Genomic DNA, 12,869 nt, shown 5'->3' on the forward strand with positions numbered 1-12,869 from the left:
CCACTGGAGCAACGGCGGCGCGGACGATGTCGAACTAGTCGACTGTCACTGAGAGGAGGGAGTCGATGGTCGATTTTGCGCCCACCCATCCCGGCGAAATCCTCGCCGGCGAGTTCCTCGCGCCCATGGGGATCACTCCCTATCGCCTCGCCAAGGAAATCGGGGTATCGCAGACGCGAGTGGGGGAGATCCTCGCTGGCAAGCGCCGGATCAGCGCCGACACCGGGCTGCGCCTCTCGCGGGCGCTCGGGCTCAGCGACATGTTCTGGATCAACCTGCAGGCACGTTACGACGCCGACGTAGTACGCATCGAAAAGGGCGACGAGTTGGCACACATCAGCCGCTTGGCGGCCGGCGGCTGATAGTCATTTTGACCTGCGGGGATGTGGGTCGGTAAGCTGCTCCGTTGGCGTACGGTACGCCGGGGACTCGGGTCAACGTCGGTCGCCGAGACCAAACCCCAACCGTGCACGCCTGACCGGCACCCGGCTTGAACCGGGATCCACCCGAGAGAAGAGAAGGTAAGCGCTGTGCCCACCTACGCGCCAAAGGCGGGTGACACCACGCGGTCGTGGTACGTCATCGACGCCACGGACGTAGTGCTTGGTCGCCTTGCCGTCGCGGCAGCCACCCTGTTGCGCGGTAAGCACAAGCCGACGTTCGCTCCCAATGTCGATGGCGGCGACTATGTCATCGTCATCAACGCCGACAAGGTCGCCATCAGCGGCGACAAACTGCAGAGCAAGCTGGCCTATAGCCACTCGGGGTATCCCGGCGGTCTGCGCAAGCGCACGATCGGTGAGCTGCTGGAGAAGCACCCCACCCGCGTCGTCGAGAACGCGATCGTCGGCATGCTTCCGCACAACAAGCTCAGCAAGCAGATCCAGCGCAAACTCCACGTCTACGCCGGCCCGCAGCACCCGCACGCGGCGCAGCAGCCGGTTCCGTTCGAGATCAAGCAGGTGGCCCAGTGACCGAGACCAACGAGGCAGCGCCTGAGGAGACCACCGAGGTGGTTGTCGAGGTGACCACGGAGGAGGCCCCGGCCGACACCGCCGAGGCCCCCGCGGCCAAGCCCAGCGAGCCGATCGTGCTCGAGCGGCCCATCCAGACCGTCGGCCGTCGCAAGGAGGCCGTGGTGCGGGTGCGCTTGGTGCCCGGCACCGGCAAGTTCGACCTGAACGGGCGGACCCTGGAGGCCTACTTCCCGAACAAGGTGCACCAGCAGCTGATCAAGGCCCCGCTGGTCACCGTCGACCGGCTGGAGACCTTCGACGTCTACGCGCTGCTGCACGGCGGCGGCCCGTCGGGTCAGGCCGGTGCGCTGCGTCTAGGCATCGCCAGGGCGCTGATCCTGGCCCAGCCCGAGGACCGGCCCCCGCTGAAGAAGGCCGGCTTCCTCACCCGTGACCCGCGCGCCACCGAGCGCAAGAAGTACGGCCTCAAGAAGGCCCGTAAGGCACCTCAGTACAGCAAGCGCTGATCAGCGATCACTTTCTGGCCGCAGCCGCGCATCGTTGCGCGTCTTTTGGGCACCGGTTCGGCGTGTCGGCGCACAAACCTGCGCGGTTGCGGTCACAAAAGGAAGTGCACTTTGTGCGCATGACGTCACTGTGAGAGGTTTGTCCGATGGCTCGACTATTCGGCACCGACGGTGTTCGCGGAGTCGCCAATCGCGAATTGACCGCTGAGCTGGCACTATCGCTGGGCAGCGCGGCCGCGCGGCGGTTGGCGGGACCGGGAAAACCGGGCCGGCACGTGGCCGTGATCGGCCGCGATCCGCGGGCGAGCGGCGAGATGCTTGAAGCCGCGGTGATCGCGGGCCTGACCAGCCAGGGTGTCGACGCGCTTCGCGTCGGGGTTCTTCCCACCCCCGCGGTGGCCTACCTGACCGGCGCCTATGACGCCGACTTCGGCGTGATGATCTCGGCGTCGCACAACCCGATGCCCGACAACGGCATCAAGATTTTCGGGCCCGGCGGCCACAAGCTGGACGACGACACCGAAGACCAGATCGAGGAGCTGGTCGCCGCCGGCCCGGGCACGCGACCCGTCGGCGCCGCGATCGGCCGCGTGATCGACGCCGAGGACGCCGCCGATCGCTACCTGCGCCACGTCGGCAAGGCCAACACGCTGCCACTCGACGGCCTGACGGTCGTCGTCGACTGTGCCCACGGCGCGGCGTCGTCGGCCGCACCCCGCGCCTACCACGCCGCCGGAGCCCGGGTCATCGCGATCAACGCCCAGCCCAACGGCCTCAACATCAACGACCGGTGCGGATCGACGCACCTGGACTCGCTGCGCGCGGCGGTGCTTGCCCACGGCGCCGACCTGGGCCTGGCCCACGACGGCGACGCCGACCGGTGCCTGGCGCTGGACGCCAGGGGCGAACTGGTCGACGGCGACGCCATCATGGTGGTGCTCGCGCTGGCGATGCAGGAAGCCGGCGAGCTGGCCGCCAACACCTTGGTCACCACCGTGATGAGCAACCTCGGACTGCATCAGGCGATGCGGGCGGCGGGCGTCACCGTCCGCACCACCGGCGTCGGCGACCGCTACGTCCTCGAGGAGCTGCGGTCCGGCGAATTCAGCCTGGGCGGTGAGCAATCCGGCCACATCGTGATGCCCGCGCTGGGCTCCACCGGCGACGGCATCGTCACCGGGCTGCGCCTGATGACCCGCATGGTGCAGACCGGCTTGTCGCTGGCCGACCTCGCCGCGCCGATGCAGTCGTTCCCGCAGGTGCTGATCAACGTCGAGGTTGCCGACAAAGCGACCGCCGCCGCCGCGCCGTCGGTGCGCAGCGCGGTCGACGAGGCCGAGGCCGAACTCGGCGACACCGGTCGAATCCTGTTGCGCCCCTCGGGAACTGAGCCGATGATCCGCGTCATGGTCGAAGCGCCCGAAGAAGACATCGCGCAGCGGGTGGCCAACCGCGTCGCCGAAGCGGTCAGCGACCAGCGCTAGTTCCTTTTCGCTGGAACCCCGACGGGGAGTCCGGCGTCGGACTAGGCATGGGAATACGACACGCCACTTTTGACCGCACCGGAATCGACGTCGCGGCGGTACATCGCGTTGCCGATCAACTGCGGGCCGCCGCCGAGCTGGTCGACAGCGCGGTCTGTGATCACTTGGCGGCGTTGGCTTTCAGCGGCGCGACGGCCGGACGGGCATACACCGCGCGCGGGGATGCGCTACGAGCCGAGCTGGAGCGATTGACGACGCAGTTGTCGCAGTGGTCACGTGCCTCGGTCGCGATCGCAGTCGCGCTGCGGTCCGGAGCGCAGCGCTATGCCGACGCCGAGCTTTACGCCGCGGCGCGGATCGCCTGACCGTGGCCGATCGGTTAGACGTCGCCGAACGCCTCGCCGAGGGCCGAGTCGCGATCGAGCGCACCCAGGCCTACGTACAGGCTTGTCAGACAATGGGATACGAGCATCCGGACCTGACGTCGCACCCGTCGCAGATTCGCGACTGGTTCGACAGTGAAGACGGCCTCGATCTTCGTGTCCTCGACCGCGACTGCGCTCTACTGCGGGCGGCAGGCGCTGCGGCATTGGAGGGCTTTCGGATTCAGCAGGATCAGGTCGCTGGGCTGGTGGCGGCCTGGATGGGGGCGGGAAGCGACGCCGCCGTCGCGTTCTTGCAACGCCATTGCGACGCCGCCAACATGGTCGCCACCGAGGTGCGCGCGGCCGCGCAGCGGTGCGAATCGCTACGCGACAACTTGTGGTACCTGCTCGACTCCAAGGTCGGTGCTGCGATCGCGATCGACGACCGCAGCCAGGCGCAGCGCTCGGCGTGGTTGGCCGCCGCCGCGGTGGTGACGGCCGGGGCGGGGGAGCGGTCGACGGCGGAACAGGTCGTCCGTGGGCAGGTAATGCCATACGTGGACAACGACATTCGTAATGACTGGCTGTCGGCCATGCGTTCGTCGACGGCCGCGTTCGGCACTGCCTACGACATGGTGAACGACCGGATGGCCGCCGCACCCGCGGCATACTTCGAAATGCCCACCGACCTCGGCCCCGGTTTCCAACTACCCCAACCGTCCCCGGGGTTACCTCCCCAGCCGCTTGCGGCCGCGACGGCACCCGCGGCGGTGCTTCCCGCCCTCGCGCCGGACCCGGCCCCCGCGCCGGTAGCCAACGCCCCCGCTGTGGCTCCGACGCCCGCCGCGCCGCCGCTCTCGGACCCCGCGCCAGCGCTCTCGGACCTGGGCGCCGGCCTGGGCGACGCGGCCCTGCCAGCGGCTGCCGGCGCACTCGGCGATTCGGGTGGTGCAACCGGCGGTCTGGGCGGCCTCAGCGGCCTGGCCGGCCGCATCGTCGATGCACTGGGTGGTCTGCTGGGTTCGGCGACAGACGGGCTCGGCGATTCGTCGGGGCTCGACGATCCGATAGGTCACGACCCGTTCGACGAGGATGAGGATGAGGATCCGTTCAAACCCGATGACGAGCACGACGACGACGAAGCAGGACGCGACAAGGCCGACGCTGAAAAGACCGATGAGCCAAAGGAAGCCGATGAGCCAAAGGAAGCCGACGAGGCTCAGCCGGTGAGCGCCCCGCCGGCCGCCGCTGAGACGCCGCCACTGCCGGTTGGCGCGCCGGTCCCCGCCGATCCGCCTAACCCGCCGCCGACGCCCGCGGCCGCCCCGGCGCCGCCAACTGAGGGGGCGACGCCGTGTGAGATTGCCGCAGACCAGGTTCCGCAGGCAGGGCAGTGACGCCTCAGCCCCGCAGTTCGAGCACCTCTTCGACGAAGCGCACGGCCTCTTTAGGGTCGGCGGCCGCCGGGCTTGCCAACAACGTCGTCACACCGGACTCGGCGAAGGCGGCGATGCGCTCTTTGACGAAACCGCGCGGGCCGATCAGCGACATACCCCGCACCAGCTCGTCGGGCACCAGGTCGACGGCCTCGCTCTTGCGGCCGGTCAGGTACAGCTCTTGGATCTTGTCCGCGACCTCGCCGTAGCCGTAGCGCGTGGCTAGGTTGTGGTAGAAGTTTTTACCCTTGGCGCCCATGCCACCGAGGTAGAGCGCCAGCTGCGGCTTGACCCAGGCCAGCCGCTCCTCGACGTTGTCGCCGATCGCCACCGACGCATGCACCATGGTGTCCAGCGGGCCCAGGGCCGGATCCCGTTTGGCAGTGCCGGCGGCCAGCGCCGCGCCCCAGACGGTGTGGGCCTTCTCCGGGAGGTAGAACACCGGTTGCCAGCCCTCGGCGATCTCGGCGGTGAGCTCGACGTTCTTCGGGCCCAGCGCCGCGATCGTTATCGGAATACGTTCGCGCACAGGGTGATTGATGAGCGCAAGCGGCTTACCCAAACCGGTGCCGCGGTCCGGCGGCAGCGGCAGCTGATAGTACTTGCCGTCGTATTGCAGCCGCTCGCGCCGCCACACCTTGCGGCAGATCTCCACGACCTCGCGGGTGCGCCCGAGCGGGGCGTCGAACGCGACGCCGTGAAACCCCTCCATCACCTGAGGCCCGGAGGTCCCGATGCCAAGCCGGAACCGGCCGCCCGACACGAAATCCAGGCCCGCGGCGGTCATCGCCAGCAGCGACGGCGTGCGGATGTAGATGGGAACCACGCCGGTGGCCAATTCGACGGTGTTGGTCTTGGCGGCCAGATACCCCAGCTGGCTGATGGCGTCGTAGGAATACGCCTCGGCCACCACGGCGATGTCGAGGCCGGCCTTCTCGAGTTCGACGATACGGTCGACGGCTTCGTGAAAGCCGCCCGAATAGTCCAGGGCGATTCCGATTCGCATGAACGACACTTAATCACGCCGGGCAGGACGCCCGACGGAGCGGTGCCGGTCGTCGTTCGCATAAGCTGTAGCAAGTTGCTACAGTTGTTACAACCTGCTACAGGTGGAGGGGAAAATGGCTGACAGCGCCGATCGGGTGACCCGGTTCGCGGCGGACCTGGTCGATAGCGCCGCGGCCGAGGGTGTGCGGCAGAGCCGCTCGGCCAAGCAGCAACTCGACCATTGGGTGCGTGTCGGGCGCGCGGTGTCGAGCCAGCACACCGCTGCCCGTCGCCGGGTGGAGGCGGCGCTGGCCGGAGACCTGGAGCTGAGCGAGCTCAGCGTCGAGGAAGGCGTCGTCGTCAACGCCGAGATCGCCGCGGCAATCCAGGAAAACCTCAACGAAGCCAACTACGGCGAGCTGTTGGCCAAGCGCGGCGTTACCACCGTCGCGCTCAACGACGCCGGTGAGATCGTCGAATACCGGCCCGATGGCGGCTCGGCGGTATTGGCGGCCAAGCCACAGCCCAGGCGCAAGAAGGGGAACGCCGAGGCCCGATGAACCGGCTCGACCTGGTCGTCGGGCCTAATGGCGCGGGCAAGTCGACCTTCGTCGAATTCACGCTCGCGCCGCTGCTGCCGACTGCCGTCTTCGTCAATGCCGACGAGATCGCCCGACAACGCTGGCCGGCCGACCCGGCTACCCATTCGTACGAGGCCGCCCGGGTCGCGGCCGACACCAGGGCAAGGCTGATCGAGCTGCGCCGATCGTTCATCGCCGAGACGGTGTTTTCCCATCCGTCCAAGCTGGAGCTGATCGACAGCGCCCACGCGGCGACGTACACCGTCGTCCTGCATGTACTGCTCGTCGCCGAGGAGCTCGCGGTGGAGCGGGTCAGATACCGAGTCAAAGCCGGTGGGCATGCCGTACCCGAGGACAAGATTCGTCAACGCTTTCAACGCCTTTGGCCGCTGGTCGTCGCCGCGATCACGCGCTGTGACTGCGCGACCGTCTACGACAACAGCGCGCTCAAAGGCCCCCGCATCGTCGCCCAAATGAGCGGTGGCCAGGTTGTCGGAGCACCTAACTGGCCGGCCTGGGCGCCGAGCGCGTTGAGGTCGCGCTGGCCCGCATAACGTTACTTCAGCAGCGCGACGATCTTCTCTTCGAGAGCGACCGGTTCGGCCTCGGGGTCGATCGGAGTTGTCTTGGGCAGCACAACGTCCGGATCGGCGAACTCGCGATAGGTTTTGTCACCGGCCAGTGTGGCGAGCAGGTACCCGGTCAGCAGGGCGCGCACCGATCGTTGGGTGCGGCGGTGGGAACCGGGTAGCCCGAACACCGACGCCAGTCGTCGGCCTTCGCCAAGCCCGCGGGGTTCGGCTTTGCTGACGATGCGCAGCGTGGCCGAACTCCACGCGCTGGAAAGCGCAAGTGCGTTGGCGTTCAACGTCTTTGGATCATCCGGCGCGGTCAGGATCAACCCCGGGACCTTCAGCGACGCAGCCGGCTGCTCGGCCGGGGGAGTCGTGACGGTCGGAAACACCGCGACGGCCGCGGCCAGCGCGGTCGGCATTCCGGCAGCGGCGAACACGGCCGCCGAGGCGCCGAATCCGTGGCCCACGACGCCGAGCTTCGCCGGGTGCACGCTGATGTTGCCCGGCCCCAGCCGCACCCCTGCCACGATGTCGAGGGCGGTGCCCAGATCGGAGGCCAGGTTGAGCACCGACGGCGCCAGGCCCCGCTCGGTGTCGGGCGCGCCGGCCACGATGCCCCACGACGCCAGATGCTCGAGCAGACCCGAATAGCGGGCCGCGCCGGCGAGCCAGTCGTGGCCGAACGCGATACCGGGCAGGTTCAGACCGGATTCGGGGGTGTAAACCACTCCCGGCAATCCGGCAAAAGCCAGGTCACCACGCAAAACCCTATGCGGGCCACGGCGGCTGAGGGCGGTGACGAGCTTGCGGATGCGGGCCACCCGTCGACGTTAGCGGGGATGGGTCCAGTGAGTCCACGCGACACCGTCCCAGTACCGCTGTCCCGGTCCGCCCGGGTCGGGGTACCAGCCCGGCGGCGGCCCGACCGGTCGGGGTGGGGCGGCTGGGTGAGGCGCGACGGCCTGGCGGGGCGCCACGGCGCGAACAGCCTGGCCGACGGGGGCATAGGGCGTCGCGGCGTGGGGCGCCGGGGCTTCCTTCGCCTGGGCGCGTACTCGTCGAATCGCCGTGTAGTTCGAGATCAGCGCGATCGGGTTCATCAGGAAAAGCGACAGCAGGCCCCACCAGCCGGTGACCAGGCAATGCAGCTGCGCATCGCGGTATGCCTTCTCGCATTGCTCGAGCGTCCCGGTGCAGGTGATCGTGCGCTGGACCCAAAAGACCACGAAGCCGGTGTGCTCGTGGAGCCTGACGGAGAAGCGGTGGTACGGGTCGGTCAAAGCGGGCCTTTCGCGCTGGTGGGCGGGCCAAACGTTACCGGCTGGGCGCCGTGTGTCACTTCAGTGCCGTTGAGCGTGAGCTCGGGGCGACACTTCGGCCGAAAAGCCGCCTGAGCGACCACTCATCCGGGTTGGGCCTGGCAGCGGGCCGAGCGGGCGCGTCATCTGCACTACCCTGGTCACAATGTGCGGAATTGTCGGCTACGTCGGGCAGGCCCCTGCCTGCCAAGTCGTCATGGACGCACTTCGCCGCATGGAGTACCGCGGCTACGACTCCTCGGGCATCGCGCTGGTCGACGGCACCGGCAGGCTCACCGTGCGCCGCCGCGCCGGCCGACTGGAAAACCTGGACAAAGCGGTGGCCGACATGCCGGCCAAGGACCTGGGCGCCACCACCGGCCTGGGCCACACCCGCTGGGCCACCCACGGCCGCCCGACCGACCGCAACGCCCACCCGCACCGCGACGCCGCCGGCAAGATCGCCGTCGTCCACAACGGCATCATCGAGAACTTCGCGACCCTGCGCCAAGAGCTGGAGGCGGCCGGCGTCGAGTTCGCCAGCGACACCGACACCGAGGTCGCCGTGCACCTGGTCGCCCGGGCGTATCGCGAGGGTGAGACGGCCGGCGACTTCGCCGCGTCGGTGCTCGCGGTGCTGCGCCGGCTGGAGGGCCACTTCACGCTCGTGTTCGCCAACGCCGACGAGCCCGGCACCATCGTGGCCGCGCGACGGTCGACCCCGTTGGTGGTCGGCGTCGGTGACGGCGAGATGTTCGTCGGCTCCGACGTGGCGGCCTTCATTCCGCACACCCGCAACGCCGTCGAACTCGGCCAGGACCAATGCGTGGTGCTGACCGCCGACGGCTACCGGATCACCGACTTCGACGGCAACGAAGACGTCGATTATCGCGAGTTCCATATCGATTGGGACCTCGCCGCCGCCGAAAAGGGTGGCTACGAGTACTTCATGCTCAAGGAGATCGCCGAGCAGCCCACGGCGGTGGCCGACACGCTGCTCGGCCATTTCGTCAACGGCCGCATCGTGCTCGACGAGCAACGCCTCTCCGATCAGGAACTGCGCGAGGTCGACAAGGTATTCGTCGTCGCCTGTGGCACCGCGTATCACTCCGGGCTGCTGGCGAAGTATGCGATCGAGCACTGGACGCGACTGCCGGTGGAAGTCGAGCTTGCCAGCGAATTCCGCTACCGGGACCCGGTTTTGGACCGCAGCACACTCGTGGTCGCCATCTCGCAGTCCGGTGAAACCGCGGACACCCTGGAAGCGGTCCGCCACGCCAAGGCGCAGAAGGCCAAGGTGCTGGCGATCTGCAATACCAATGGCTCGCAGATCCCCCGCGAATGCGACGCGGTGCTCTACACGCGCGCCGGGCCGGAAATCGGGGTGGCCTCGACGAAGACCTTCCTGGCCCAGATCACCGCCAACTACCTGGTCGGACTGGCGCTCGCACAGGCCCGCGGCACCAAGTACCCCGACGAGGTCGAGCGCGAATACCGTGAGCTGGAAGCGATGCCCGAGATCGTTTCGCGGGTGCTCGCCAACATCGAACCCGTTGCCGCCCTGGCTTATCGGTTCGCCCAATCCTCGACCGTGCTGTTCCTGGGCCGCCATGTCGGCTACCCGGTGGCGCTGGAAGGCGCGCTCAAACTCAAAGAGCTGGCCTACATGCACGCCGAGGGTTTCGCCGCCGGCGAGCTCAAGCACGGCCCGATCGCGCTGATCGAGGACGACCTGCCGGTCATCGTCGTGATGCCGTCACCCAAGGGGTCGGCTACGCTGCATGCGAAGTTGATGTCCAATATCCGCGAGATTCAGACGCGTGGCGCGGTGACCATCGTCATCGCCGAGGAAGGGGACGACACCGTGCGTCCCTATGCCGATCATTTGATCGAAATCCCTTCGGTGTCAACGCTTTTGCAGCCACTGCTGTCGACCATCCCGCTGCAGGTGTTTGCCGCGTCGGTGGCGCAGGCCCGTGGGTACGACGTCGACAAACCGAGAAATCTGGCCAAGTCGGTCACGGTTGAATAGCCACCGCCGGATATTCGGCATCGTCGGTGTCGTGTTGTTCCTGGTGGCCTATGGCGTCTCGGTTGCGCTGTACGTCGACGGCGGCCTGAGCCACCGCAGCATTGTCGTTCGAGGTCAGTCGGAGCCCGACCTGACCCGGGTGACCATCGATGTCCAGGAAGTTCAGTCGGCCAACAGCCTGCTCGTCGCCAACGTCAGCGTCTTTCCCGGACCCGCGCTACTCGATCCGCGAACCCACAATCTCAAGGAAGATCTCACCATCGCGGTCACGTCCGCGGTGACGGCCAGCAAGCGTACGTGGCCGAAAGGCACTGTGCCCGATGTGTTTCGGGTTTCACTGGCCGTGGGCGGTGAAGTCGCGGTCTGGCCGCTGGACGAATACCACTCGGGGCCCATCGTCTCCGAGCTCTTGTCCGGCCCCACCACCTCCACGCGGGTGCCGGCGGTGGTGACCATGGCCGATCGTCTGCTCGGCTGGGATATCGACGTCAGCCGCATCAGCGACGCAGATCTGCTCGGCCCCTACCAGGTGGATCTGTCCCGATCGATGAGCACGGTTGCGTTCGCGGTTGTCATCCTTGGCGTACTGGTCGCGCTCGCCGCGTTTGCGCTCTTTGTCGCGGTCCAGACCTGGCGCGACAAGCGCAAATTCCAGCCGCCGATGACAACCTGGTACGCGGCGATGCTGTTCGCGGTGGTGCCATTGCGGAATGCGCTTCCCGACGCGCCTCCCTTCGGAGCCTTCATCGACGTCACGATCGTGCTGTGGGTGATCGTCGTATTGGTGATTTCGATGGGGCTCTACATCTCTTGCTGGTGGCGGCATCTGCGGCCCGCACCCGACGAGCTGGCCTCGCAGCGGCCGACTTAGCGTCTGGTCGCCGCGCGGTAAGCCACTAGTATTTCTGGCCGGGGTGATGCATGTCGGACGGGACAGTCAGCGGGGGAGGCAACCTTGGCAGCGAACGGCTTCGCCAGAGGCACTCGGTTCATGAAGTTTTCGATCATAGCTTTGGTGATCTTTTTCATCGGCGCGTACGTGACCACGGTCGCGCTCTATGCCAGGTCCGGTTGCGGCTGCCCGCTGCAACTGACCCCCGGCAAGCCGTCGGCCGACGGGACCACGGTGACGATCGACTTCCTCGATACCCAGTCGATGAAGGGCGCGCTGCACGCCGACGTCACCATCACGCCGGGGCCTGGGCTGCTGGATCCGGTCACCCGCGGCCTCAACTCAGACTTCGCCGTCGTGGTCCACTCCGCGGCCACGCCCAGCAAACGCGCCTGGACGAAAGGCATGCTTCCCGGCGAATACCCTGTCCCGCTGACGATTAGCGGCGATCCGTCGGTGTGGCCCCTCGACAAATATCAGTCGGGCCCGATCACGGTCGACCTCATCTACGGCACCGAGCGACCCGAACAGCTACCGGTGAAATTCGTCGACCGTGTCTCCGGCTGGCAGCTTTCCGTTGCCGGTGAGGGTAGTTTGCAGTCGCCGTACCGGGTGGAGCTACGGCGCTCGCCCAGCATCGCGGCGTTCGCCGCCGTCATCGTCGTGGTGATGCTCGCGCTCGCCGGAGTCGGCGCCTTCGTCGCCATCCAGACGGCGCGCGACCGTCGAAAATTCCAGCCACCGATGACAACGTGGTACGCGGCAATGCTGTTCGCGGTGATACCACTGCGAAATGCGTTGCCCGACGCACCCCCGATCGGGTCCTGGGTCGATGTCACGGTCACGCTCTGGGTAATCGTCACACTGGTGATGTCGATGGTGCTGTACATCTTTTGCTGGTGGCGGCATCTACGACCCGAACCTGAAAAGGCGGCATAAAAGTTTGCCCAAGCCGCCGGGCATGCAAAGGTGGACGCCGTGGCGGATGGATCGGTGGGGGCGCGACTACGAAGCTTGGCTATCGGGGTCTGGCATTTCGTCAGCAGCGCTCCGCTGACCTACGGCTGGCTCCTGGTGTTGATGATCACCACAGTCATCCAAAACCAGCTCTCCGGGCGGCAATTGCACTCGGTGTTGCTGCACCGCTCCACCAACATTCACGAGTTGGGCACCGATCCGCTTTCGGTGCTGTTTTCCAGCCTGCTGTGGATCGACGGCAAGAGCCTGGAGCCCTACCTGCTGCTGTTCACCTTGTTTCTCGCCCCGGCCGAACACTGGCTCGGCCACTTGAACTGGCTCACCGTGGGATTGACCAGCCACATCCTTTCGACCTACATCAGCGAAGGCATCCTGTACTTCGCGATCGAGGAACACGACGCATCGGAACGGCTGGTGCGCTCCCGCGATATCGGGGTCAGCTACTTCCTGGTCGGCATCATGGCCGTGTTGGCGTATCGCATCGAGCGGCCATGGCGCTGGCTTTACCTCGGCGTACTGCTGGTCGTCTTCGGCTTTCCTCTGATCACGATGGCCAAACACGGGCTGAACTTCACCGCGATCGGTCACTTCACGTCGATCCTCATCGGGCTCTGCTTCTATCCGATGGCCCGGGCGAGAATAGACAAGCCGTGGAGCCCGGCCCGGTTCCGAGCCGCGATACGACGATTCCGCTCCCGCGAGGATCCGATCTGAGGGTCCGGCCGGTTTTGCTGTTGCGAACGCGATCTGCGTTTAAC

The 12,869-nt window shown here is 67.1% G+C and carries 15 protein-coding genes; 12 read left to right on the forward strand and 3 right to left on the reverse strand.

Annotation, left to right across the window (positions count from 1 at the left end; all coding sequences use genetic code 11):
- Window positions 1–65: 65 nt before the first annotated feature.
- The 6 genes from AC5Y5O_RS02990 (at window position 66) to AC5Y5O_RS03015 (ending at window position 4,729) form a co-directional block, all read left to right on the forward strand.
- On the forward strand, window positions 66–362 hold the full coding sequence (locus tag AC5Y5O_RS02990; RefSeq protein ID WP_096284908.1) for a HigA family addiction module antitoxin: 297 nt from the start codon (window positions 66–68) through the stop codon (window positions 360–362).
- Between the two features lie 168 nt (window positions 363–530).
- On the forward strand, window positions 531–974 hold the full coding sequence (gene rplM, locus AC5Y5O_RS02995; RefSeq protein ID WP_096284910.1) for a 50S ribosomal protein L13: 444 nt from the start codon (window positions 531–533) through the stop codon (window positions 972–974).
- A gap of 50 nt (window positions 975–1,024) precedes the next feature.
- Window positions 1,025–1,483 carry a 30S ribosomal protein S9 gene (gene rpsI / locus AC5Y5O_RS03000; protein ID WP_500023759.1) on the forward strand — a complete coding sequence of 153 codons (459 nt, stop codon included), beginning with the start codon at window positions 1,025–1,027 and terminating at the stop codon, window positions 1,481–1,483.
- Window positions 1,484–1,629: 146 nt separating this feature from the next.
- Complete coding sequence (glmM, locus tag AC5Y5O_RS03005) at window positions 1,630–2,967, forward strand: phosphoglucosamine mutase (RefSeq protein WP_500023634.1); 1,338 nt, start codon at window positions 1,630–1,632, stop codon at window positions 2,965–2,967.
- A 47-nt stretch (window positions 2,968–3,014) separates the two neighbouring features.
- Window positions 3,015–3,332, forward strand: a complete 318-nt coding sequence (locus tag AC5Y5O_RS03010; protein WP_370494447.1) for a DUF7162 family protein — start codon at window positions 3,015–3,017, stop codon at window positions 3,330–3,332.
- Between the two features lie 2 nt (window positions 3,333–3,334).
- Window positions 3,335–4,729, forward strand: coding sequence for a hypothetical protein (locus AC5Y5O_RS03015; protein ID WP_500023637.1), 1,395 nt, complete (start codon window positions 3,335–3,337; stop codon window positions 4,727–4,729).
- A gap of 4 nt (window positions 4,730–4,733) precedes the next feature.
- Here AC5Y5O_RS03015 and AC5Y5O_RS03020 read toward each other — a convergent pair whose 3' ends face one another.
- Window positions 4,734–5,774 carry an LLM class F420-dependent oxidoreductase gene (locus AC5Y5O_RS03020; protein ID WP_096284916.1) on the reverse strand — a complete coding sequence of 347 codons (1,041 nt, stop codon included), beginning with the start codon at window positions 5,772–5,774 and terminating at the stop codon, window positions 4,734–4,736.
- Window positions 5,775–5,889: 115 nt separating this feature from the next.
- Here AC5Y5O_RS03020 and AC5Y5O_RS03025 point away from each other — a divergent pair, with 115 nt between their 5' ends.
- On the forward strand, window positions 5,890–6,315 hold the full coding sequence (locus AC5Y5O_RS03025) for a TA system antitoxin ParD family protein (RefSeq protein WP_096284918.1): 426 nt from the start codon (window positions 5,890–5,892) through the stop codon (window positions 6,313–6,315).
- A complete protein-coding gene (locus AC5Y5O_RS03030; protein ID WP_096284920.1) occupies window positions 6,312–6,890 on the forward strand; it encodes an ATPase in 579 nt (192 codons plus the stop codon). Before AC5Y5O_RS03025 ends, AC5Y5O_RS03030 begins: the two co-directional genes overlap by 4 nt.
- Window positions 6,891–6,892: 2 nt before the next feature.
- Here AC5Y5O_RS03030 and AC5Y5O_RS03035 read toward each other — a convergent pair whose 3' ends face one another.
- The gene (locus AC5Y5O_RS03035; RefSeq protein ID WP_096284922.1) at window positions 6,893–7,732 is read right to left on the reverse strand and encodes a dienelactone hydrolase family protein; all 840 of its coding nucleotides are present in this window, start codon (window positions 7,730–7,732) and stop codon (window positions 6,893–6,895) included.
- Window positions 7,733–7,741: 9 nt separating this feature from the next.
- A complete protein-coding gene (locus tag AC5Y5O_RS03040) occupies window positions 7,742–8,191 on the reverse strand; it encodes a DUF2510 domain-containing protein (protein ID WP_096284924.1) in 450 nt (149 codons plus the stop codon).
- A 184-nt stretch (window positions 8,192–8,375) separates the two neighbouring features.
- On the opposite strand from AC5Y5O_RS03040, the gene glmS reads away from it, so the two are divergent.
- From glmS to AC5Y5O_RS03060, 4 genes are all read left to right on the forward strand, one after another.
- Window positions 8,376–10,241: a glutamine--fructose-6-phosphate transaminase (isomerizing) gene (glmS, locus tag AC5Y5O_RS03045; protein ID WP_096284926.1), complete on the forward strand. Its 1,866-nt coding sequence runs from the start codon at window positions 8,376–8,378 to the stop codon at window positions 10,239–10,241.
- Window positions 10,234–11,112 (forward strand): DUF4436 domain-containing protein, encoded by an 879-nt coding sequence (locus AC5Y5O_RS03050; RefSeq protein ID WP_243393766.1) that lies wholly within the window; start codon window positions 10,234–10,236, stop codon window positions 11,110–11,112. Before glmS ends, AC5Y5O_RS03050 begins: the two co-directional genes overlap by 8 nt.
- 120 nt (window positions 11,113–11,232) lie before the next feature.
- Window positions 11,233–12,072 carry a DUF4436 domain-containing protein gene (locus AC5Y5O_RS03055; RefSeq protein WP_500023641.1) on the forward strand — a complete coding sequence of 280 codons (840 nt, stop codon included), beginning with the start codon at window positions 11,233–11,235 and terminating at the stop codon, window positions 12,070–12,072.
- 39 nt (window positions 12,073–12,111) lie between these two features.
- The gene (locus AC5Y5O_RS03060) at window positions 12,112–12,825 is read left to right on the forward strand and encodes a rhomboid-like protein (RefSeq protein WP_243393768.1); all 714 of its coding nucleotides are present in this window, start codon (window positions 12,112–12,114) and stop codon (window positions 12,823–12,825) included.
- Window positions 12,826–12,869: the final 44 nt, after the last annotated feature.

This window comes from Mycobacterium sp. NGS40, assembly GCF_059812735.1.